At 57.5% G+C, this 21,248-nt stretch carries 21 protein-coding genes and 3 tRNA genes; 8 read left to right on the forward strand and 16 right to left on the reverse strand.

Annotated features, from left to right (window positions below; translation table 11 throughout):
* From ACQZ63_RS00910 to ACQZ63_RS00940, 7 genes are all read right to left on the reverse strand, one after another.
* Entirely contained in the window at positions 1-429 is a 429-nt protein-coding gene (locus tag ACQZ63_RS00910) for a GFA family protein (RefSeq protein WP_003512658.1), read from the reverse strand.
* Positions 426-1,028 carry an NADH-quinone oxidoreductase subunit C gene (locus tag ACQZ63_RS00915; protein WP_003512657.1) on the reverse strand — a complete coding sequence of 201 codons (603 nt, stop codon included), beginning with the start codon at positions 1,026-1,028 and terminating at the stop codon, positions 426-428. The genes ACQZ63_RS00910 and ACQZ63_RS00915 overlap by 4 nt, the downstream gene beginning before the upstream one ends.
* Before the next feature lie 21 nt (positions 1,029-1,049).
* Complete coding sequence (locus ACQZ63_RS00920) at positions 1,050-1,634, reverse strand: NuoB/complex I 20 kDa subunit family protein (protein ID WP_003512655.1); 585 nt, start codon at positions 1,632-1,634, stop codon at positions 1,050-1,052.
* The gene (locus ACQZ63_RS00925) at positions 1,625-1,990 is read right to left on the reverse strand and encodes an NADH-quinone oxidoreductase subunit A (protein WP_003512653.1); all 366 of its coding nucleotides are present in this window, start codon (positions 1,988-1,990) and stop codon (positions 1,625-1,627) included. The genes ACQZ63_RS00920 and ACQZ63_RS00925 overlap by 10 nt, the downstream gene beginning before the upstream one ends.
* A gap of 435 nt (positions 1,991-2,425) precedes the next feature.
* Positions 2,426-2,502, reverse strand: a tRNA-Asp gene (locus ACQZ63_RS00930).
* A gap of 42 nt (positions 2,503-2,544) precedes the next feature.
* Positions 2,545-2,621 (reverse strand) — tRNA-Asp (locus tag ACQZ63_RS00935).
* 89 nt (positions 2,622-2,710) lie between these two features.
* Positions 2,711-2,842 (reverse strand): hypothetical protein, encoded by a 132-nt coding sequence (locus tag ACQZ63_RS00940; RefSeq protein ID WP_003512651.1) that lies wholly within the window; start codon positions 2,840-2,842, stop codon positions 2,711-2,713.
* A 226-nt stretch (positions 2,843-3,068) separates the two neighbouring features.
* On the opposite strand from ACQZ63_RS00940, the gene ACQZ63_RS00945 reads away from it, so the two are divergent.
* Positions 3,069-3,144 (forward strand) — tRNA-Val (locus ACQZ63_RS00945).
* A gap of 311 nt (positions 3,145-3,455) precedes the next feature.
* The gene (locus ACQZ63_RS00950; protein WP_003512649.1) at positions 3,456-3,596 is read left to right on the forward strand and encodes a hypothetical protein; all 141 of its coding nucleotides are present in this window, start codon (positions 3,456-3,458) and stop codon (positions 3,594-3,596) included.
* 207 nt (positions 3,597-3,803) lie between these two features.
* On the opposite strand, the gene ACQZ63_RS00955 is transcribed toward ACQZ63_RS00950, so the two are convergent.
* From ACQZ63_RS00955 to clpP, 5 genes are all read right to left on the reverse strand, one after another.
* Positions 3,804-6,002, reverse strand: coding sequence for an esterase-like activity of phytase family protein (locus tag ACQZ63_RS00955; RefSeq protein ID WP_003512647.1), 2,199 nt, complete (start codon positions 6,000-6,002; stop codon positions 3,804-3,806).
* Between the two features lie 358 nt (positions 6,003-6,360).
* Positions 6,361-6,654: a DNA-binding protein HupB gene (hupB, locus tag ACQZ63_RS00960; protein ID WP_267884607.1), complete on the reverse strand. Its 294-nt coding sequence runs from the start codon at positions 6,652-6,654 to the stop codon at positions 6,361-6,363.
* 270 nt (positions 6,655-6,924) lie between these two features.
* Positions 6,925-9,342 carry an endopeptidase La gene (lon, locus tag ACQZ63_RS00965; RefSeq protein ID WP_003512645.1) on the reverse strand — a complete coding sequence of 806 codons (2,418 nt, stop codon included), beginning with the start codon at positions 9,340-9,342 and terminating at the stop codon, positions 6,925-6,927.
* A 412-nt stretch (positions 9,343-9,754) separates the two neighbouring features.
* Positions 9,755-11,032 carry an ATP-dependent Clp protease ATP-binding subunit ClpX gene (gene clpX, locus ACQZ63_RS00970; protein ID WP_003512644.1) on the reverse strand — a complete coding sequence of 426 codons (1,278 nt, stop codon included), beginning with the start codon at positions 11,030-11,032 and terminating at the stop codon, positions 9,755-9,757.
* Positions 11,033-11,323: 291 nt separating this feature from the next.
* Positions 11,324-11,956 carry an ATP-dependent Clp endopeptidase proteolytic subunit ClpP gene (clpP, locus tag ACQZ63_RS00975; protein WP_111789280.1) on the reverse strand — a complete coding sequence of 211 codons (633 nt, stop codon included), beginning with the start codon at positions 11,954-11,956 and terminating at the stop codon, positions 11,324-11,326.
* A gap of 455 nt (positions 11,957-12,411) precedes the next feature.
* Here clpP and ACQZ63_RS00980 point away from each other — a divergent pair, with 455 nt between their 5' ends.
* Both ACQZ63_RS00980 and ACQZ63_RS00985 read left to right on the forward strand, forming a co-directional pair.
* On the forward strand, positions 12,412-13,659 hold the full coding sequence (locus ACQZ63_RS00980) for a GGDEF domain-containing protein (RefSeq protein WP_113157627.1): 1,248 nt from the start codon (positions 12,412-12,414) through the stop codon (positions 13,657-13,659).
* Positions 13,660-13,744: 85 nt separating this feature from the next.
* Positions 13,745-14,998: a cytochrome P450 gene (locus tag ACQZ63_RS00985; protein ID WP_065704705.1), complete on the forward strand. Its 1,254-nt coding sequence runs from the start codon at positions 13,745-13,747 to the stop codon at positions 14,996-14,998.
* Positions 14,999-15,056: 58 nt separating this feature from the next.
* Here the strand turns inward: ACQZ63_RS00985 and ACQZ63_RS00990 are convergent, their stop codons facing one another.
* The 4 genes from ACQZ63_RS00990 to ACQZ63_RS01005 form a co-directional block, all read right to left on the reverse strand.
* Positions 15,057-15,425: a cupin domain-containing protein gene (locus ACQZ63_RS00990; protein WP_113555858.1), complete on the reverse strand. Its 369-nt coding sequence runs from the start codon at positions 15,423-15,425 to the stop codon at positions 15,057-15,059.
* 15 nt (positions 15,426-15,440) lie between these two features.
* Positions 15,441-16,724, reverse strand: coding sequence for an O-acetylhomoserine aminocarboxypropyltransferase (locus tag ACQZ63_RS00995; RefSeq protein WP_003512640.1), 1,284 nt, complete (start codon positions 16,722-16,724; stop codon positions 15,441-15,443).
* Positions 16,725-16,797: 73 nt separating this feature from the next.
* Positions 16,798-17,232, reverse strand: a complete 435-nt coding sequence (locus ACQZ63_RS01000) for a CoA-binding protein (RefSeq protein WP_113555859.1) — start codon at positions 17,230-17,232, stop codon at positions 16,798-16,800.
* 497 nt (positions 17,233-17,729) lie between these two features.
* Positions 17,730-17,876: a hypothetical protein gene (locus ACQZ63_RS01005; protein ID WP_162163069.1), complete on the reverse strand. Its 147-nt coding sequence runs from the start codon at positions 17,874-17,876 to the stop codon at positions 17,730-17,732.
* A gap of 239 nt (positions 17,877-18,115) precedes the next feature.
* Here ACQZ63_RS01005 and ACQZ63_RS01010 point away from each other — a divergent pair, with 239 nt between their 5' ends.
* The 4 genes from ACQZ63_RS01010 (at position 18,116) to speB (ending at position 21,223) form a co-directional block, all read left to right on the forward strand.
* Positions 18,116-18,952 carry an EamA family transporter gene (locus ACQZ63_RS01010; protein ID WP_113555860.1) on the forward strand — a complete coding sequence of 279 codons (837 nt, stop codon included), beginning with the start codon at positions 18,116-18,118 and terminating at the stop codon, positions 18,950-18,952.
* 251 nt (positions 18,953-19,203) lie between these two features.
* Positions 19,204-19,668, forward strand: a complete 465-nt coding sequence (gene rplM / locus ACQZ63_RS01015; RefSeq protein WP_038490710.1) for a 50S ribosomal protein L13 — start codon at positions 19,204-19,206, stop codon at positions 19,666-19,668.
* 2 nt (positions 19,669-19,670) lie between these two features.
* Complete coding sequence (gene rpsI, locus ACQZ63_RS01020; RefSeq protein WP_003512631.1) at positions 19,671-20,138, forward strand: 30S ribosomal protein S9; 468 nt, start codon at positions 19,671-19,673, stop codon at positions 20,136-20,138.
* A 131-nt stretch (positions 20,139-20,269) separates the two neighbouring features.
* Complete coding sequence (gene speB, locus ACQZ63_RS01025) at positions 20,270-21,223, forward strand: agmatinase (RefSeq protein WP_003512629.1); 954 nt, start codon at positions 20,270-20,272, stop codon at positions 21,221-21,223.
* Positions 21,224-21,248 lie beyond the last annotated feature (25 nt).

The following is a 21,248-nucleotide window of genomic DNA, read 5'->3' on the forward strand; positions in this document are numbered from 1 at the left end:
CTAGTGCTCCGCCGAGGTGATCATGGCGATGAATTCGGGGCCGGTCATGTTCTGCGTGGTTTGCGCGAAAGAATAGCTCGAAGGCTTCTCATCCGTGAAAATCTGCGACGCAAAATGGAAACTGGAAGGGTTGTCGAAAGCCTGCAACGAGACGGCAAAATGCTTGCCATCCTTGGAGCGCCACATCAGCGTGCTGCCGCAATTCCTGCAGAAGCAGCGCTCGCCCCATTCCGACGAGGTATAAACACCGAAATGCTCCTCGTTCTCGATGGCGACGTCAGCGCATTCGACAGCCAGAAATGTTCCGCCGGACCAGCGGCGGCACATCGAGCAATGGCAAACGCCGAATTCGCGGGCGCCGATGCTGGCATTGAAGCCAACGGCGCCGCAAAGACATTGTCCGTGCTCTGTCGCGGGGGCTTCGCTCATTGCTTGGCCTTTTCATCACCCGGGAGAACATAGTCAGTCCCCTCCCAGGGAGAGAGGAAATCGAAATTGCGGAATTCCTGCTTCAGTTCGACCGGTTCATAGAGAACCCGCTTCAGAACGTCATCGTAGCGTACTTCCACAAAGCCGGTAACCGGAAAATCCTTGCGCAGCGGATGACCTTCGAAACCGTAATCGGTGAGGATTCGGCGAAGATCCGCATGGCCTTCGAAAGGAATGCCGTACATATCCCAGGCTTCGCGCTCGAACCAGTCTGCACCCATGTAAACGGAGGTTGCCGAGGGAACGCCCTCGTCTTCCGCCACCTGCAGCTTGATGCGCACGCGCAGATTCTGGCGCGGCGACAAGAGGTGATAGACAACGTCGAAACGCTTCTCGCGCTGCGGCCAGTCGACGCCGCAAATATCGATGATGTTGACGAAACCGCACTGCACATCGTCACGCAGGAACGTCAAAAGCGCGATAACGCTTTCCGTCGTCGTGTTCAGCGTCAGCTCGCCATAGGCGATATCGGCCGAAACCACGAGGGAACCACGCGCTTCCTTAACGTAAGCAGCAAGATCGTTTAGAGCTTCGCTCATTCCTTAATCCGTCCTTTGCCCTTAGCGCTCGATCGTACCGGTACGCCGGATCTTCTTCTGCAGCAGAAGCACGCCGTAAAGCAGCGCCTCCGCCGTGGGGGGACAGCCCGGAACGTAGATATCCACCGGCACGACTCGGTCGCAGCCGCGCACGACGGCGTAGGAATAATGGTAATATCCGCCGCCATTGGCGCAGGAGCCCATGGAGATGACGTAACGCGGCTCAGGCATCTGGTCATAGACCTTGCGCAGTGCCGGCGCCATCTTGTTGGTCAGCGTTCCCGCGACGATCATCACGTCCGACTGGCGCGGCGAGGCGCGCGGGGCGACACCGAAGCGCTCCATGTCGTAACGCGGGCCGGAAGCCTGCATCAGACCCTCGACGGCGCAGCAGGCAAGACCGAACTGCATCCACATCAGGGAGCCGGTACGCGCCCAGGTGATCAGCTCGTCGGTCGAGGTGACGAGAAAGCCCTTGTCGGCCAGCTCGTCGTTGATTTCCGTGAAGTAGGCATCGTTGCTGCCGACAGGCTTGCCGGTCGCGGGATCGATGATCCCCTTCGGCTGCGGTGCAACGAGCGTGCTGTTGTTCTGGCTCATGCCCATTCCAGCGCTCCCTTCTTCCACTCATAGATAAAGCCGATGGTGAGAACGGCGAGGAACACCATCATAGACCAGAAACCGAACCAGCCCATATCACCGAAGGACACAGCCCAGGGGAACAGGAAGGCGACTTCCAAGTCGAAGATGATGAAGAGAATGGACACCAGATAAAACCGGATATCGAACTTCATGCGGGCGTCGTCGAAGGCATTGAAACCGCACTCGAAAGCGGAGAGCTTTTCCGGGTCCGGCGCCTTATAAGCGACAGCGAAAGGCGCGATGAGAAGCGCCAGGCCAATGACAAGAGCGATACCGATAAAGATTGCGATCGGAATATAGGAACTGAGGAGTTCAGTCATGGTCTCTTCCCTGTCCGGCCGGGTGCCGGACCTGCCTTTGCGACTGAAAGTCTAAAGGCGCACAAATATGTTGCAACGCCAAAGTGGTTAGCGCAGCCGCGCTCTCTCTGCAAGAGTTTAGGCACCATTTCAAGACACCTGCCGCATTGATTGGCAACAATATTGCCGGAATTGACGCAAATTTGGGCCACAATTCCGGGCTAAGCCCCTCAAATACAATAATAATCGATTGAACGACGCAACCGCAAAAAAGTCACACGAATTTTACGTCAAAATGGCAGCGAAGTGACGATCTCTCGATATCGAAACTTGACTAAAAACAGCAGGAAAAACCGCGCTCGCAAATGCCGGAAACAGGCGCTGAAATCGCCATTGCCGATATGGCAGGACGATGCCTGCTTGCTTCGTTTGGGAGTGTCATTTCGGTGAAAGAAATGGCGCGAGTGACGGGGCTCGAACCCGCGACCTCCGGCGTGACAGGCCGGCACTCTAACCGACTGAGCTACACCCGCGCTCCACAGACATTCGTCTGCGTTTTTTTCCGAGGAACAGGATGGCGCGAGTGACGGGGCTCGAACCCGCGACCTCCGGCGTGACAGGCCGGCACTCTAACCAACTGAGCTACACCCGCTTATCCTGACCGACAAGACCTTAGTCTCGCCGTACGAACCAGCCTCGGCTGTTCGTTGAGCGGCTAACTACGGCGTTCGTGCGGGGGTGTCAAGCAGGTTTCACGACAAAAGAATAAGCTTCTTCATTTTGATCGGAAAAAACTGAAAGGCCTTTGACCGGCATTGCAGCGAATGCCTTGTTTTCCGGGCTTTTCCCAACAAAAACAAAAAACTTGTCCACAGCCGGGGTGTCCGTAACGCGATTTCAGCATACCGCCAAAGGTAACGGCCGGGCGTTGTTTTTATCGAAAAGCCCGCAGTTCCCGGCTTTTTGCCGATCACCTCTGCCAGTGGGCAAAGCTGTCCGGAAAAAAAACAAAAAAACTTCACAAAAGCCCTTGCGGTTTTTTTCCGATCCGAATACATCACGGCCACCGACGCGGCAGACACGATCTGCAGGACGCGAAGGGCGATTAGCTCAGTTGGTAGAGCGCCTCGTTTACACCGAGGATGTCGGGAGTTCGAGTCTCTCATCGCCCACCATTTTCCAGCTTCTTCAAATTGTGCGCATTACCAAGCCGAAGCTCTTTCGGATGTCGGTGCGTTTTACCGTAAACTTCCTGCATCGGGAATCACGGCCCCTGCCCCCGATTCTGTAGACGGCCGCGGCCTTGGGCTGGTGGAGCGGCTTTTCCGGCGTGAGTCTATGCCAGATCGGCACTCCTGTTCCACATTCATACAGGCCGGCTCCTATAGGTGTGCCACCCCGCAACATCCCGAAAAATAAGCAGATTCAGACTTTTTAAAGAGATTTCATGCATTGTTTTCGAGCCGTTTCATGATGAACGGTATAAATGATGGATGAAACCATGTCGGTCGACGCGTTTGTAACACTCGCGCTTATTGCGCTGCCTGTTTATATTTTTTTCCGCTGGGTCCAGCAGGACTCAGAAAAAGACAGCACTCCCAAAAGCAAGAATTCCATGGGGCGGTGATCTCTAGCGATCTGGTCCACTGCACATTCATGGAAGTCCTCCGGATAACACCCTCGATTTTGCGATAGCGACGCGACCATGCCGGTTTTAACGGCTGGTATGCGACTCATCGTGGGGAATCGGCATTCCCAGATCGGGGTTTCTTCCGCCGCACAAAAAAGCCGGGCTATGCCCGGCTTTTCTCATTTGCGATTCTATTCGGACCGATCAGTTGATCGCCTTCAGATCGACGGTAAAGAACAGCGTTTCGCCGGAAGATCCGTCGACGCCGTCGTTGTCAGTGACGACATAGGCCGTTCCTGCCTTGTCGAAGGTGAAGCCTTCCAGCTTGTCAACGGTATAGCCATTCGTCTGGGCCTTGAGGTCCGGCAGGAAATCATGTGCTTCCTGCTTGGCCACCAGCGGCAGTTCGCCACCGATCTTGCCCGGCTTCAGGTCAGCGATCGCGACGCGGTAAAGCTTCTTGATCTTTGCCTTGTCACCGACCTGATTGTCGCGCTCGACGATATAGACATAGTCGCCCTGTGCGGTGATTTCAGAAAGGCCGACCCAGCCTGCCTCGGTCTTGTCGAGCGGGTAACGCACGGCGCCCCATTCCTTGGACTTCGGATTGTAGGAGACGAGCTTGACGAAACCCTTCTCGTCCGTGCCCCATTCGCGCTGTACGGCCATCCACAGCGTCGCGTCGTCGCCCTTGCCGATCATGGTCACACCTTCGAAACCGAAGCGGGTTTCGCCAGCCAGCAGTTCCTTTGGCAGAGCGATCTCAGCCTTGATCTCGCCCTTGGCGCTGACATTGTAGAGTGCGTGGGGCACTAGCTTGGCACTGTCACCTTCCGAGGCCAGCCAGAAGCCGCCCTTACCGTCAAGCGTAATGCCTTCGATGTCGAGTTTCTGGGCTGCGATACCGTCGCGCTTGATGCGCAGGGCGCTGGTGATGGTGGCAGGCTTCTTCGTTGCGTCGATGGTGTAGATCGACGGCTGGTTGCCATAGACCGAGTCGGACACGGCATAGAGGATGCCAGGCTTTTCAGCATCGCCCACCAGACCGGAGAGAGCGCCCCAGCCGATCGGTGCGCCATCAACGGTGGCGGAAGCGAGCTGCGGGTAGGCAATCTGGCCTTCTGCGCGTTCATAAATCATGACATGCGAGCGAGCGCCGCCATCTTCGACGAGATCGGCTTCGTTGGCAGTGACGAGAAGATTGCGCGACGGAATGGCGACGGCGCCTTCAGGCGAAATGCCCGACGGCAGAAGCTGGACCAGTTCCGGTGTGCCGCCCGTATCCTTGTAGACCGCAGCGAGAGACGCGCGCTCGGCAAGAACGAAAAAGTACTTCTGGCCATCGAAGGTTGCCGCCTCCAGACCTTCCGGCTCGATGCCCTTGGCCTTGGAGCGCTTTTCCGGATAGTGGCCGATGCTGGCGGCAGCGTGCTCAAGGGTGGCACCGGCTTCATAAAGAAGCTTGCCGGTCTTGTCGAAAATGGTGAAGCCGCGCGCGCCGCCCTGCCAGTCACCCTCATTGGCGATGACGATGCGGTCATTGTCCAGCCACTTCACGGCATCTGGCTCACGCTTGCGGCCTTCCTGCTTGTCGGTGAACTTGATCTGGCCGTCCGTCTTCGTGTCGACGCCTTCCAGATCAACCGTGCCGGCGGAGAAATGCGTCTTTACCGTACCGGTCTTGCCGTCGATGATGACGATGTGGTTGTTTTCCTGCAGCGTGAGCGCGATCTCGCCATTGGCATTGATCGAGACGAATTCCGGCTCCGGATCTTCCGGGGAGATTTCGGCAAGGCCGGTCACGTCGATCTTCTTCAGCGTCGCGCAGTCAGCAACACCGTTCTTCAGACCGACCGTCACCAGATAACCGGCCGGCATCTGTGGCAGGGCGCCTTCGTTCACCTCTTCATCGCGTTCGTTTTCGATCGCGATAGCGGCGAAGGTCTTGTCCGGGGAAATTGCGACAGAATCTGGCTGGCCGCCGAGATCGCAGCTCGCTTCAATCTTCTTGGTGGCGATATCGACCGTCACGAGCTTGCCGGACGGCTTGGCGCGGTTTTCGGACGTGTTGACACCGGCCAGAACCTTGGCGCCAGCAACGGCAACCGAGGTCGGTTCGCCTTCCAGCAGCAACGCGCCGCCAGCCTTGGGTGCCTTGGCGTCGGTGATGTCAACGAAACCAATGCCGCCAAGCGGGCTGTCCGAATAGATCAGCGTCTTACCGTCTTCGCTGGCGGTCACGATTTCAGCTGAAGTGACGGCCTTCGCGTCCTTGTCCGCTGGCAGGTTCTTTACGACCGGGAAAGATGCGATGCGGTTGAAAACCGGCTCGGCAGCAGCCGGAAAGGCCGCGGACGTGAGCAGAGCAGCAGTCAAAGCCATCTGCGAAAGTCGGAACGCCATTATAAATCCCCCTTGGATCCAAAAAAACACCCTATGGCTTCTGCGTCAGAGACATGACAGCGGCATGACATTTCCTGCCGGAGGAATCAAAAAGCCCGACCATGAAGGCCGGGCTTTCCTGTTCGTGCGCACATTCCGCGTATCGGAGCGCCGTGTGACCGGATGGATGCTACACAGGCGCGCTCTCCTACTTTCAAGTACATCTTGCCGGTTCGAAAAAAGGGCTATCCGAAAAATCATTTCGAAAAGCCGCCCGGTTTACGTGCCGGCATGATGGCGTCAGGGCGTCAAAACATGTTTCCTCGTGAACCTGAAAAGCCGCCCGCCCGCCGCCGGACGTCACGGCCTTTCGGAAACCTTACGAGTTGACGGCGTCCTTCAGGCCCTTGCCTGCGGAAAACTTCGGTACGTTGCGAGCCGGGATATCGACTTCAGCACCCGTGGAAGGGTTACGACCCTTGGAGGCTTCACGACGGCTTACGGAGAAGCTGCCGAAGCCAGCGAGACGGATGTCGCCACCGCTCTTCAGTTCGTTCTGTACGGTTTCGAATACGGCATCAACAGCGGAAGCAGCATCTGCCTTCGTGAGACCAGCCTTTTCGGCAACAGCAGAGACGAGCTCGTTCTTGTTCATGTTTCCACCCCTTTCAATGGTTTGAAACGACTCAAATTAAGCCGGCGCAGAATACGTCTGTATCCGCGCGCAGCAACTCAAAAGCGCTGGAATCGCCTGAAAAACAAGGGGTCTGCGGGGTTTTTCACAAAAAAGGCCGACATTTCTGCCGGCCTTTCCCTTAAACGTGCCAATTTCGCACCAGTTCTGCGAGCATCAAAGAAGCATCGCGCCTTTCGGCATCTAACACATTGAATCTACGCACAGGTGTCGCGAAAACCGATTCTGGCTTTCACAACCACTTGGCAATCAATGTGCGATCGTCTGTCCGCCCTCGTCGACACCGTCGACAGTTGCGATAACAGGCGTTTCGATGCTGCCGTCCCACTCGATTGGCTCGGGCATGCGAAGCAGCGCGTGCTTGATGACCTCACCCATGCGAGAAACCGGGATGATCTCCATCTCGTTCTTCACATTATCAGGAATATCCGCCAGGTCCTTGGCGTTTTCTTCCGGGATGAGCACCTTCTTGATGCCGCCGCGAAGCGCCGCAAGCAGCTTTTCCTTCAGGCCGCCGATTGGCAGCACGCGACCACGAAGTGTGATCTCGCCCGTCATCGCCACATCCTTGGAGACCGGGATACCGGTCATGATGGAGACGATGGCGGTTGCCATGGCGACACCGGCAGACGGTCCATCCTTCGGGGTAGCCCCTTCCGGAACGTGAACGTGGATGTCGCTCTTGTCGAAACGCGGCGGTTCGATGCCGAAGTCCACGGCGCGCGAGCGGACATAGGATGCCGCTGCCGAAATGGATTCCTTCATCACTTCCTTGAGGTTGCCGGTGACCGTCATGCGGCCCTTGCCCGGCATCATCACGCCTTCGATGGTGAGCAACTCACCGCCGACTTCCGTCCATGCCAGACCGGTGACGACACCAACCTGATCCTCACGCTCGGCCTCGCCGTGGCGGAACCGCGGAACGCCCAGATAATCCGGGACATTGGCTGCGGTGACTTCCACGGACTTGACCTTGCCCTTGATGATCTCGGTCACGGCCTTTCGCGCAAGCTTCATCAACTCGCGCTCGAAGCTGCGCACGCCCGCCTCGCGGGTGTACTGCTGGATCACGATCATCAGAGCGTCGTCGCTCACCGAGAACTCTTCCGGACGCAGGGCATGTTCCTTGATCGCCTTCGGCAGCAGGTGACGCTTGGCGATTTCGCGCTTTTCGTCCTCCGTGTAACCGGCGATGCGGATCACTTCCATACGGTCCATCAGGGGACCTGGAATATTCAGCGTGTTGGCCGTGGTCACGAACATCACGTCGGACAGGTCGTATTCCACTTCAAGATAGTGGTCCATGAAGGTGGAGTTCTGTTCCGGATCGAGCACCTCCAGCAGTGCGGAAGACGGATCGCCACGGAAATCCATGCCCATCTTGTCGATCTCGTCGAGCAGGAAGAGCGGATTGGACTTCTTGGCCTTCTTCATCGACTGAACGATCTTGCCCGGCATGGAGCCGATATAGGTACGGCGATGACCGCGGATTTCCGCCTCATCACGCACACCACCCAGCGCCATACGCACATATTCGCGGCCGGTCGCCTTGGCGATCGACTTGGCGAGCGAAGTCTTGCCGACGCCGGGAGGACCGACGAGGCACAGGATCGGGCCACGGATCTTCGAAGCGCGAGCCTGCACGGCCAGATATTCAACGATGCGTTCCTTGACTTTGTCCAGACCGAAATGATCCTGATCGAGGACCGCCTCGGCGCTGTTGAGATCAACCTTGACCTTCGACTTCTTGCCCCAGGGCAGGCTGAGCAGCCAGTCCAGATAGTTGCGCACGACAGTCGCTTCCGCAGACATCGGGCTCATCTGGCGAAGCTTCTTCATTTCCGCCTCGGCCTTATCCTTGGCCTCCTTGGAAAGCTTGGTCTTGGCAATGCGCTCTTCCAGTTCGGCCATCTCGTCACGGCCATCCTCGCCGTCGCCGAGCTCCTTCTGGATCGCCTTCATCTGTTCGTTCAGATAATATTCGCGCTGCGTCTTCTCCATCTGGCGCTTGACGCGCGAGCGGATACGCTTCTCGACCTGAAGCACGGAAATTTCGCCTTCCATGAAGCCGAGCGCTTTTTCAAGCCGCTGCTTCACGCTGACGGTTTCCAGCATTTCCTGCTTTTCGGTGATCTTGATCGACAGGTGCGACGCAACAGTGTCGGCCAGCTTCGAATAATCGTCGATCTGGCCGGCAGCGCCGACAACCTCGGGCGAAATCTTCTTGTTGAGCTTCACATAGCTCTCGAACTCCGAAACAACGGAACGCGACAGCGCCTCGATCTCAACCGGGTCTTCCGCAGGCTCCTGCAGCGGCGTCGCAGACGCTTCGTAGAAATCCTCGCGGTCTGTATAGGCCTCGATCTGGGCGCGACCCTTGCCTTCCACAAGCACCTTCACGGTGCCGTCGGGCAGCTTCAGCAGCTGGAGAACGTTAGCGACCGTGCCGACCTTGTGGATGGCTTCCGGGGACGGATCGTCATCGCTGGCGTTGATCTGGGTAACAAGCATGATCTGCTTGTCCGAGCCCATGACCTCTTCGAGAGCGCGAATGGATTTTTCCCGCCCGACGAACAGGGGAACGATCATATGCGGGAAAACGACAATGTCGCGCAGGGGAAGTACCGGATAGATACCGCCGGATGCCGCAGACGTGATGTTCGTCATATCATTTCCTTTCATGGTCCCTTTCAGGACACTTTGCCTGACGTCTTGGGGCGTCCGGCATATTCATTTCTCGAGACTGAAAGTGGAGTTTCGGAACGCCGATTTCAAGTCACCGGAAGAGACGACCCCGCGCAACGGCACGGCCGTAAAATTCAAACAAATACAGCGCCGGCTATTACTCCCGACATTTCCGGTTATCCCACAGGATCAGGAACCGGGTCGCCGACGGTAATTCACATTTCCGTCATATCGCGCTGCAAATCAGTTTTAAGACTTTATCAGCAAAGCGCAATCCGCTCCAAACGCAAAATCGGGTTACTCCAAGTTAGCGGCAAGTTTCGCACCTGCCACAACAGAAAAGGCCCGCACGAGTGCGGGCCTTTTGAATTCATCAAAGCGTCGGATCGGTCAATCAAGCCGAAACATTGGCCTTTTCTTCCTGACGATCCGCATAGATGTAGAGCGGGCGAGCGATGCCGCTGACGACATCGTTGGAGATCACCACTTCGCGCACGCCTTCCAGCGTCGGCAGTTCGAACATGGTATCCAGAAGGATCTTTTCCATGATCGAGCGCAGACCGCGGGCACCCGTCTTGCGGGTAATCGCCCGGCGGGCAATCTCGCGCAAAGCGTCCTCGTGGAAGGTCAGTTCCACATCTTCCATCTCGAACAGACGCTGATACTGCTTGACCAGCGCGTTCTTCGGCTCGGACAGGATCTGGATCAGCGCATCCTCATCAAGGTCCTCCAGCGTCGCCAGAACCGGCAGACGGCCGATGAATTCCGGAATAAGACCGAATTTCACCAGATCTTCCGGCTCCAGTTCGCGCAGCACCTCGCCAACGCGGCGATCGTCTTCCGCCTTGACGGTCGCACCGAAGCCAATCGAGGTCTTTTCGCCCCTGGCCGAGATGATCTTGTCCAGGCCGGCAAACGCGCCGCCGCAGATGAAGAGAATGTTGGTCGTATCCACCTGCAGGAATTCCTGCTGCGGATGCTTACGGCCGCCCTGCGGCGGAACGGAAGCGACCGTGCCTTCCATGATCTTCAGAAGCGCCTGCTGAACGCCCTCGCCCGACACGTCACGCGTGATGGACGGGTTATCCGACTTGCGGGAAATCTTGTCGACTTCGTCGATATAGACGATGCCGCGTTGGGCGCGCTCGACATTGTAATCCGCAGCCTGCAACAGCTTCAGGATAATGTTTTCCACGTCCTCGCCGACATAACCGGCTTCGGTCAGCGTCGTTGCGTCCGCCATTGTGAAGGGAACGTCGATGATGCGGGCGAGCGTCTGGGCAAGATAGGTCTTGCCGCAACCCGTCGGACCGACGAGCATGATGTTCGACTTCGCAAGCTCGACATCGCCATTCTTGGAGGCGTGCGCGAGGCGCTTGTAATGGTTGTGAACGGCCACCGACAGGATCTTTTTCGCCTGCTTCTGGCCGATGACGTATTCGTCGAGGATCTTGATGATGTCCTGCGGGGTGGGAACACCCTCGCGCGACTTCACCATCGACGTCTTGTTCTCCTCGCGGATGATGTCCATGCACAATTCGACGCATTCATCGCAGATGAATACCGTCGGTCCGGCAATGAGTTTCCGGACTTCGTGCTGGCTCTTGCCGCAGAATGAACAATAGAGTGTATTCTTAGAGTCGCCGCCGTTGCTGCCGCTGACTTTGCTCATATCACTTTCCTTCCAGCACGCCGCAGGTCCGCCAAACGGATCGCGGTCAACTTACCGCCCGCCGATACGGCCGCCCTTGGGTGCATCGCCGTATCCGCCTCGTTTCCCGGGGTACTAACCGGTATCAGATACATGAGCTGACAACCGGCTGCAACGAATTCCCCATCAAACCAAAGGCCACGTCATAAAAATTCAACACAGCCTTTATATATACTAATATCGCTTTCTGTTGCGGTTGAAAGCCCCGAAATTACTTTGCGGGGTTAAACAACCGTCAAAAAGCGTCGCGCCTTAATTCGCGGCGGCGCCTTCCATTTCCTGGCGCGAGGTGAGGATCTTGTCGATCACACCCCATTCCTTGGCCTCGTCGGCATCCATGAAGTGGTCGCGATCAAGGGTTTTTTCAACCTCTTCCAGCGTACGGCCGGTGTGCTTCACGTAGACTTCATTAAGGCGACGCTTCATTTTGATGATGTCGCGGGCGTGACGCTCGATATCCGAAGCCTGCCCCTGGAAGCCGCCGGAGGGCTGATGCACCATGATGCGGGCGTTCGGAGTTGCGAAACGCATTCCCTTTTCGCCAGCAGCCAGAAGCAGCGAGCCCATGGATGCGGCCTGGCCGACGCAAAGCGTCGAAACGGCAGGGCGGATGAACTGCATCGTATCGTAGATCGCCATGCCGGCGGTCACGACGCCACCCGGCGAATTGATGTAGAGCGCGATTTCCTTCTTCGGGTTTTCAGCCTCGAGGAAAAGCAGCTGCGCGCAGACGAGCGAGGCCATCTGGTCTTCCACCGGTCCGGTGAGGAAAATGATGCGTTCCTTGAGAAGACGGGAAAATATGTCATAGGAGCGTTCGCCGCGATTGGTCTGCTCTACGACCATCGGCACCAGAGCCATGGCGGTATCAACTGGATTTTTCATGTCCGTCCTTTGTCAAACTCTGCCCTTCGCGGAAAACCGCTCCGGAATCACTTCTAACCTTCGTTCTCCCTACATAGAGTGTCCCTGCCCGGTACTTCAAGACACGAAGCCGCATATCCTTAACGGCTCAACAGCGTTTACGGGCGTTTTCCACCCGCGGGGTAACGGCTATGGACAAGCCGATGCCAACCGAACCATTCTCTGTCGCCCGCATTATTTTTTAACAGGAGCAAACCGCAAACGCAAAAACCGGTGTGTTGCCCAGATATAACTTCTCACTGGCAAGAACTCGTTAGGTATTTGCGGCTGATACTACGCCCGCGAATTTCCGGTTTCCCGTCAGGGGGCGGGAGCCTCTTTTGAGGCGAAATGGCATCTCCACCAATTCGGCGGGCATTGCGCACATCGTGCCGCGAACCGCTTTTACGGCATGATAGCGCAGATAGGATTTTGCAATGCTGGATGCAAAGACGGGCATGCTGCTTTGGGCGTCGGAAACGCTGACCCTTGCCCTGCTGCTGGGAACCCTGTGGCTGCACCGCCCTGCCCGCCGGCACAATATCTATTTCGCCGCCGGTTTTGCCGCAACGAGCGCCGGCACGGTGATGGTGGCGCTGCGCGGCGATATTCCCAACTTCCTGTCGATCGAAGTCGGCAATACGCTTGCCCTTTCGGCCTTCAGTTTCTGGCTCGCCGGTCTCCTGTCCTTCGAACAGCGCAAGACCGCCGGCTGGATCGCCATTCCGCCGCTGTTATGGGTGGCGGGCATGCTGATCGGCCCCGTACGCGAAAACATGGTCCCGCGCATCCTGCTCTATCACATCTGTGCCGCCACCGGTTATTTCATGCTGGCCGGCATTCTTCTGGCCAGCAAGGCACGCGCGTCATTCAGCCGCAAGGTGCTGGCGGCCACCTTCATCCTGCAGGCATTTTGCGGGGCGCTCGTGGCGTCCATCGTCATTCCCGTCAACGCCGCCGCCCCCAACGCCATTCCGCTGACGGCAGCGCTCGCCTTTTCAGGCATTCTCGGCTTTACCATCATCGTCATGATGAGCGCCAAGATCATCATGGAAGACACGGAAACCCGCCTACACCGGCTGGCCATGACCGACCACCTGACCGGCGTCCTCAACCGGCGAGGGCTGCTTGAAGAGTTCGAACACATCAAAAAAAGGTCGCCCGGCTCCAGCCGTTACGTAGCGCTGGCGCTGTTTGACATCGACCATTTCAAGAAGATCAACGACAAATACGGCCATCAGTCGGGAGACGCGGTGCTTGTGCATTTTTGCAATATGGCGCAGCGGGTCATCGGTAAGCGCGGCCTGTTCGTCAGGATGGGCGGCGAAGAATTCGCGCTCGTCGCCGAAGTGGAAAGCCCCTCCAGCACCGTGACGCTTGCGGAAGCCATCCGCAGCAACCTGCGCCTTTCGAAGATCAGCGCACGCGGCGAAAACATCGAGGTCACGACCAGCGTCGGCATATCCGAAGCCATGATCAAGGATGCGGATCTGAGCGTGATGATGACGGAGGCCGACCGCGCGCTTTACGCGGCCAAGAAGGCCGGCCGCAACCGCACCGTGATCCACGTCAATTCAGCCAATGTTGTCGTCCCCTCTCCGGACCGGGACGAAAACCCGATGGACAACAATGCCAACCGGCAGGTTGCGGCGCTGAACCGGATAGCGGCCATCGCCAACCGGTGACAAAGTAACCGCACAGTGACATGCGGATAAACACACGAAACGGCATTTTCACGCCCTTCCCAAAGTGCGGCGCGCGGAATAAACCATGGACATGACAGCGACATTTCCCTTTCTCAAAATCGATCCCGCCACGCGTCGTGTTTCACTCGATGCCCGCAATCCGGCTTTCTACAACGATCCGAACCCGGTTTATGCTGCCCTGCATGCCCAATGTCCCACTTTCTATTGGGAAGAGCAGCGGCAGTGGTTTTTCACCGAATACGACCATGTCAGCGCCCTCCTGCGCGACCGCCGGTTCGGACGGCAGATCCTGCATGTTGCGAGCCGCGAGGAGATCGGTCTGGCAGAGCCGCTCGAGCATGTGAAGCATTTCGACGCCGCAGAGCAGCACTCGCTTCTGGAGCTGGAGCCGCCGGAACACACACGGCTGCGCACCCTCATCAACCGCGCTTTCGTTTCGCGGCATGTCGACAAGATGAAGCCAGAAATAGAGGAACTCGCCAACCGGCTGATCGACGCCTTCGAAAGAAACGGCGAGACGGAACTGCTTTCTTCCTATGCCGATATCATCCCGGTCACGATGATCGCGCGCATGATCGGCATTCCCGAGGAAATGGGACCGCAGCTTTTGAAATGGTCACATGCCTATGTCGGCATGTACATGTTCAAGCGCACGCCCGAGGACGAGCTTCTGGCCGACAGGGCCGCACATGAGTTTTCAGACTATGTGCGCAGTGTGATCGCGGAGCGCCGGGCGGAGCCGAAAGACGATCTGCTGAGCCACATGATCCATACGGAGCACAAGGGCCAGTATCTGACCGACGACGAGCTGATCTCGACCACCATCGTTCTGTTGAACGCCGGGCACGAGGCGACGGTGCACCAGATCGGCAATTCCGTGCGCATCATTCTGGAAAGCGGCATCTCGCCCGACACACTTTTCCACGACGAGACGGCAACGGAACGCACGGTGGAAGAAACGCTGCGTATCTGCGCGCCCGTCCATATTTTCCAGCGCTGGGTTCTGGAGCCGGTCGAGATCGATGGCGTGGAATTCAAACGCGGCGACAAGGTCAGCCTCATTCTGGCGGCCGCCAATCTCGATCCGGCCAAGTTTTCCGATCCCCTGGCATTCAGGCCGGACCGAAACGAAGGCGCCAACGTCTCCTTCGGCGCCGGCATCCATTTCTGCATTGGCGCGCCGCTGGCAAGGCTGGAGCTGAACCTAGCCTTGCCTCTGCTTTTCAAGCGACTGCCGGGACTGAAGATTGCCGAGCCACCCAGGGTCAAGGACGTCTATCACTTCCATGGTCTGGAACGGCTCGATCTCAGCTGGTGACAGCCACGCCGGGAACAACCTTTATCCCGGCGATGGACCAATAGAAATCATCCGGCCCCTACAACCGGATGACATAATCCTTGCGGGTCGTTTCGACGACCTCCCAGGTTCCCTTGAAGCCCGGCCGCAGGACCAGCCTGTCGCCCGGTTTCAGGTCGCGCGGGGATCCGCCATCCTCCGCCAGGATCGAGTGACCCTCGAGAATGTTGAAATATTCCCATTCGTCATAGACCACCCGCCATTTGCCGGGTGTCGACTGCCAGATGCCGGCATAGATGCCACCGGGCGCTTCCTCCAGATTCCACGTGGTGAATTTGGGGTCGCCGGAAATCAGCCTTTCCGGTGCGGGTGCACTGTGCTCCACCTCCGCCTCGACATCACCGGCCGTAGCGGTTCGTGTATCTTCGAATGCGAGAAAATTCGTCATGACGACCCCGGTCTCTCAGAGCTTCGCAAGCGATTGTTCGAGATCGGCGATGATGTCCTTGACATCCTCGATGCCGATCGAGAGGCGCACCACATCCGGTCCGGCACCCGCCGCCGTCTGCTGTTCCGGTGTCAGCTGCGCATGTGTCGTGGAAGCCGGGTGGATGACGAGAGAGCGTGTATCGCCGATATTGGCGAGATGGGAGAAGAGTTGCAGACCTTCCACCAGCGCCTTGCCGGCGGCATAACCGCCCTTGATGCCGAAGGTGAAGACGGAACCAGCGCCCTTTGGCGAATAATGCTGCTGGATTGCGTAGTTGTCGCTGTCCTCCAGCCCGGCATAATGCACCCAGCCCACCTTGGGGTGCGCTTTCAGCCATTTGGCGACGGCCAGCGCATTATCGGAGTGGCGCTGAACGCGCAGCGGCAGGGTCTCTATGCCCGTGAGGATGAGGAAGGCATTGAAGGGCGAGATCGCAGGGCCGAGATCGCGTAAGCCAAGAACGCGGCAGGCAATCGCGAAGGCGAAATTGCCGAAGGTCTGGTGCAGCACGACGCCGGAATATTCTGGGCGGGGCTGCGACAGCGACGGATATTTATCCGTGGCCGACCAGTCGAAAGTGCCGCCATCGACGATGATGCCACCCATGGAATTGCCATGGCCGCCGAGGAATTTCGTCAACGAATGCAATACGATATCCGCGCCATGTTCCAGCGGCCGCAACAAATAGGGGCTTGCCATGGTGTTATCGACGATGAGCGGCAGGCCGTGACGATGGGCGACATCTGCAATCGCGGCGATATCCACGAATGTGCCGCCCGGGTTGGCGAGGCTTTCGATGAAGATGGCGCGTGTGCGGTCGTCGATCTGCCGTTCGAAAGTGGCCGGATCAGCCGCATCGGCCCAGCGCACCTGCCAGTCGAAACCCTTGAAGGCGTGGCCGAACTGATTGATGGAGCCGCCATAAAGTTGGCGTGCCGCGACGAAATTGTCGCCGTGTTGCAGCAATGTGTGGAAAACCAGCAATTGCGCGGCGTGACCGGATGCAACGGCAAGTGCCGCCGTGCCGCCTTCAAGCGCTGCGACACGCTCCTCCAGAACCGCCTGGGTTGGGTTCATGATGCGCGTGTAGATATTGCCGAACTCTTTTAATCCGAACAGCGCGGCTGCGTGATCGGCGTCACGGAAGGCATAGGCCGTTGTCTGGTAGATCGGCGTCGCGCGCGCACCGGTGGTCGGATCGGGCTGTGCGCCCGCGTGCACGGCCAACGTTGAGAACCCGGGATTGCTGCTCGGCATGATGTTTCCTCCAATGATATTTTGGAGGGATCATAATGCCTTGCCGCCAAATGATAAGTCCAATCCGTACCAACTATCGCACAATATTGAGACGCGGATACTCAATTGCGGGGCAACGGTCCATCACCACGTTCATGCCGTAGGCCTCGGCCTTGGCCGCCGCATTGTCGTCTCTGACCGACAGCTGGCCCCAGATCACCGATGGCCGCTGCGGCAGCAATATCGCCTCTTCGACAATTGCCGACAAATATTCCGGCGCCCGGAACATATCGACCATATCAACGGGTTCCGGAATGTCGGCAAGCCGCGCATACACTTTCTGCCCCAATATCTCCTTGCCCGCCTGACCGGGATTGACCGGAAACACGCGGTAACCCTTGGACAGCAGAAAGCGCATGACGCCGTGGCTCGGCCGATCCGGATTGGGAGAGGCGCCAAGCAGGGCGATGGTCCTGACATCCGTCAGAATTTTTCTGAGGTAATCCGGTTCATAGGTATCATGCTGCATGTCAACTTTTCCCTCTGCCATATCGCGCGGTTCAAGGACCTCATGCGCCGGCTCGACGCTCAATGGCCCAGCGAGAATTGCCTCTCCCGCATAAATCCGCGGACGAGCTTTTCGCACCGCTTTTTTGCGGCCGCTTTCCTAAATCTAGGAACCCTCATCCTTCTCTTGAACCCCTGCCCGAATGAAAATATTGAACAAGCCGGACTCGTGGTGTCACGAAAGTACACCTAGTTTGCGCAAAATGATTTCACAAAAACACCTTAAGCGGCGTTGTGCTGAGTATTTTTATCCAGTTTTTCAAAAGCATACATTTCGATGAATATTTGCTGAAACAACATTTGCGTGCATCTTATGCGCCCTTCGTCTCCTGTTTGTTTTCATTCCGTTCACCGATGCATTAGGCGTATCTAATTTTCAGAAAGTTATTCTGTAAATCAAGTTATAGGTAAAACTGTAACGTTGTAGCGAGCCATTCAGTAATGAATTGAAACTTCTTTTCATTTTGAGCCTGCATGTGCTCGCTTGATTGATACAGTTTTATCTTCTGGATATGGGCAATTTTGAGCAGGAATAATCGCCGCAATCGGTCGCATTTTTGCAAAAAACACGTTCCACAGCAAAACCATAAGCTGTGCATCCGGCATCGGCGCGTATGTCCTGCTGATGAAATCGTGAGCACGGCCGCATATCGCCTCTCGCACAGTTACCCACTCCATCCCGCAACACGCACAAACCCGAAACTTGACACGCGTCATAATCTGCAAAGAAGCAACCGCTTACGACAGGAGGATTTGCGTCTCCCACAGCCATCACGGAAAATGGATTCCGGTTTTCAAGCCGATGCTGTAGGTTGCCTGGAATAGCCCATGAGCGAGTCTCTATCGTGACATTTGACATTCTAATTCTGGTGCTTCTGGGCGCGATATTGCATGCCGGATGGAATGCGCTGGTAAAATCCGGATCCGACAAGTCGCTGGACGCCTCGCTGATCGCGGCGGGCGCCGCAGCTTGTTCTTTACCCTTCCTGCCCTTCCTGCCGTTTCCTGCGCCGGTGGCCATTCCCTTTCTCATCGCCTCGGCCGTTCTGCAATTTGCCTATTTCCGCCTAGTCGCCGCCGCCTATACGATCGGCGATATCGGCCTCGTCTATCCCGTCATGCGTGGCGTGGTGCCGCTGATCGTCGCAGCGACGAGCAGCCTTTTCCTCGGCGAGATTTTAAGCCCGCTTGCGCTTGCCGGGATTGCCATCATTTCCGGCGGCATCCTGACGCTTGCCTTCGAGGCGCGGCGCGGCGGCGGAAAGGCGATCATTGTCGCGCTCATCAACGCCTTCGTGATTGCCTCCTACACCTTCGTTGATGGTGTCGGCGCAAGGCTTTCCGGCAATGCGATTTCCTATACGCTGTGGATGTCGCTTCTGCCGCCCGTCCTCCTCTTTGGTTTCGCCTTTTACCAGCGCGGCGTAAGCGCCGTTACGCAGCATGTGCGGCGAAACTGGTGGCGCGGCCTGATCGGCGGCGGCGGCTCCATCCTCTCCTACGGGCTGGCGCTCTACGCCATGACCAAGGCCCCCGTCGCCGTCGTCGCGGCGCTGCGCGAAACCTCAATTCTGTTTGCGCTGGTGATCTCCGTCGTCATCCTCAAAGAACGCGCCAGCGTCTGGCGTTATCTCGCTGGCGGCATCATCGCAGCGGGTGTTCTGGTCATGCGGCTGGGATGAAACAGGTAAATCTATGGGGTAAAATAATACCACATAAATAAACCATTGTTTTTATTGATTTATTTTTACAGTCAGCAAAATCCGTCATATTGACGCTTCATCCAGCACACCGTATAAGCGCGCCAGATCGGATTCCAAAGGGAATATGGTCATTTGCGGTCGCCTTCGGGTGACCAAACCAAGCAACAAGAAACGCCCGTATGCTCTTACTTTAAAAGAGGATGACGGGTCCACGTTAGAAAGTGAAATCCATGTCTACTTTCGTTCAGAAGCCTGCTGAGGTGGAGAAGAAGTGGGTCATCATCGACGCCGAAGGCCTCGTTGTTGGTCGCCTCGCCACCATCATTGCAACCCGCCTGCGCGGCAAGCACAAGGCCACCTACACCCCCCACGTCGATGATGGCGACAACGTCATCGTCATCAACGCGGAAAAGATTGCCTTCACCGGCAACAAGTACTCCGACAAGAAGTACTACTGGCACACCGGTCACCCGGGTGGCATCAAGGAGCGTACGGCTCGCCAGATCATCGAAGGTCGCTTCCCGGAGCGCGTCGTTGAAAAGGCCGTCGAGCGCATGATCCCGCGCGGCCCGCTCGGCCGTCGTCAGATGAAGAACCTGCGCGTTTACGCCGGCTCGAACCACCCGCACGAAGCACAGCAGCCCGTCGTTCTCGACGTAGCCGTGCTCAACAAGAAGAACGTAAGGAGCGCCTGATAATGGCCGATCTTTCCTCTCTGAAAGACCTCGCCCCTGCATCGGAAGCTTCTGCTCCCGTGCACGTCCGCAAGGTTGACACTCTCGGCCGCTCCTACGCGACCGGCAAGCGCAAGAACGCCGTTGCCCGCGTATGGGTAAAGCCGGGTTCTGGCAAGATCATCATCAACGGCCGCGATTTCACCACGTATTTCGCACGTCCGGTTCTGCAGATGATCCTTCAGCAGCCGATCGTTGCCGTTGCACGCACGGGCCAGTTCGACATCATCGCTACCGTTGCCGGTGGTGGTCTGTCCGGTCAGGCCGGTGCCGTTCGTCACGGTCTGTCCAAGGCCCTCACCTACTTCGAACCGGGCCTGCGCGCCGTTCTGAAGAAGGGTGGCTTCCTGACCCGCGACAGCCGCGTTGTCGAACGTAAGAAGTACGGTAAGGCCAAGGCCCGCCGTTCGTTCCAGTTCTCCAAGCGCTAATCGCTTCTCGGAACCGTTCGTTCAAAACTTCGAAAAGGCGGGGCTTCGGCTCCGCCTTTTTTCATTGCCATCCTCCTTGTTTTTTCGGCGAGAAGACAGCACCCTCTGCGCGAACCGCAATGGGGTGATCAATGCCATCAAAAACCATAGACCATGCCTTCACCGCAGCAACGCTGACATCGGCTGCGACCGACCCGACCCATGCGGGCGTCCTCTCCTTCATGCGGCGCAAATATACCAAGATCCTCAAGGGCGTATCGACGGCCGTCTGGGGTGTCCCCTTCGATGCGGCGACATCCAACAGGCCGGGTGCACGCTTCGGGCCGCAGGCGATCCGCCGCGCCTCCGCGATTTTCGACAACGACCCGCAATATCCCTTCGCCCGCGATCTTTTCGCCCATATGCCGACCATCGATTATGGCGACTGCCTGCTCGACTACGGCAATCACTGGAAAACGCCTGATACAATCGAAAAGGAAGCGCGCAAGATCATCTCCAAGACGGATTATCTGCTGACGCTTGGCGGCGACCATTTCATCACCTGGCCGCTGCTGAAGGCGCATGTGGCAAAGCACGGCCCGCTGGCGCTGGTGCATTTCGATGCGCATCAGGATACTTGGTTCGACGACGGCAAACGCATTGACCATGGTTCCTTCGTGGCCCGCGCCGTGCGCGATGGTCTGATCGATGCCGATCGTTCCATCCAGATCGGCATTCGCACCCATGCGCCTGAGGATTTCGGCATCCGCATTCTCCACGGTTACGAGGTGGAGGAGATGCGGGCGAGCGACATCGCCTCGCTGATCATCAAGCACACGGCAGGCATGCCCACCTATCTGACCTTCGATATCGATTGCCTCGATCCAGCCTTCGCGCCCGGAACCGGTACGCCTGTGGCCGGTGGGCCGACAAGCGCCAAGATATTGTCCGTGCTTCGCGGACTCGGCCAGCTCGATATTCGCGGCTCCGATGTGGTGGAGGTCGCGCCCGCTTACGACCATGCTGATATCACTGCCATTGCCGGAGCGACCGTTGCAATGTATATGCTTGGCCTGCGCGCCGAACGGCTGGCGAAGGCCGGCTGAACCGACGCCCGGGCGCTTAGCAAAC

This window comes from Agrobacterium sp. CG160-95, assembly GCF_053521725.1.

What these genes read in the sequence shown, in the direction of transcription:
- ACQZ63_RS00910 (WP_003512658.1), bottom strand. Translation starts at nt 429, where the DNA reads ATGAGCGAAGCCCCCGCGACAGAGCACGGACAATGTCTTTGCGGCGCC.
- ACQZ63_RS00915 (WP_003512657.1), bottom strand. Translation starts at nt 1,028, where the DNA reads ATGAGCGAAGCTCTAAACGATCTTGCTGCTTACGTTAAGGAAGCGCGT.
- ACQZ63_RS00920 (WP_003512655.1), bottom strand. Translation starts at nt 1,634, where the DNA reads ATGGGCATGAGCCAGAACAACAGCACGCTCGTTGCACCGCAGCCGAAG.
- ACQZ63_RS00925 (WP_003512653.1), bottom strand. Translation starts at nt 1,990, where the DNA reads ATGACTGAACTCCTCAGTTCCTATATTCCGATCGCAATCTTTATCGGT.
- ACQZ63_RS00950 (WP_003512649.1), top strand. Translation starts at nt 3,456, where the DNA reads ATGATGGATGAAACCATGTCGGTCGACGCGTTTGTAACACTCGCGCTT.
- ACQZ63_RS00955 (WP_003512647.1), bottom strand. Translation starts at nt 6,002, where the DNA reads ATGGCGTTCCGACTTTCGCAGATGGCTTTGACTGCTGCTCTGCTCACG.
- lon (WP_003512645.1), bottom strand. Translation starts at nt 9,342, where the DNA reads ATGACGAACATCACGTCTGCGGCATCCGGCGGTATCTATCCGGTACTT.
- clpX (WP_003512644.1), bottom strand. Translation starts at nt 11,032, where the DNA reads ATGAGCAAAGTCAGCGGCAGCAACGGCGGCGACTCTAAGAATACACTC.
- clpP (WP_111789280.1), bottom strand. Translation starts at nt 11,956, where the DNA reads ATGAAAAATCCAGTTGATACCGCCATGGCTCTGGTGCCGATGGTCGTA.
- ACQZ63_RS00980 (WP_113157627.1), top strand. Translation starts at nt 12,412, where the DNA reads ATGCTGGATGCAAAGACGGGCATGCTGCTTTGGGCGTCGGAAACGCTG.
- ACQZ63_RS00985 (WP_065704705.1), top strand. Translation starts at nt 13,745, where the DNA reads ATGGACATGACAGCGACATTTCCCTTTCTCAAAATCGATCCCGCCACG.
- ACQZ63_RS00990 (WP_113555858.1), bottom strand. Translation starts at nt 15,425, where the DNA reads ATGACGAATTTTCTCGCATTCGAAGATACACGAACCGCTACGGCCGGT.
- ACQZ63_RS00995 (WP_003512640.1), bottom strand. Translation starts at nt 16,724, where the DNA reads ATGCCGAGCAGCAATCCCGGGTTCTCAACGTTGGCCGTGCACGCGGGC.
- ACQZ63_RS01000 (WP_113555859.1), bottom strand. Translation starts at nt 17,232, where the DNA reads ATGCAGCATGATACCTATGAACCGGATTACCTCAGAAAAATTCTGACG.
- ACQZ63_RS01005 (WP_162163069.1), bottom strand. Translation starts at nt 17,876, where the DNA reads ATGCCGGATGCACAGCTTATGGTTTTGCTGTGGAACGTGTTTTTTGCA.
- rplM (WP_038490710.1), top strand. Translation starts at nt 19,204, where the DNA reads ATGTCTACTTTCGTTCAGAAGCCTGCTGAGGTGGAGAAGAAGTGGGTC.
- rpsI (WP_003512631.1), top strand. Translation starts at nt 19,671, where the DNA reads ATGGCCGATCTTTCCTCTCTGAAAGACCTCGCCCCTGCATCGGAAGCT.
- speB (WP_003512629.1), top strand. Translation starts at nt 20,270, where the DNA reads ATGCCATCAAAAACCATAGACCATGCCTTCACCGCAGCAACGCTGACA.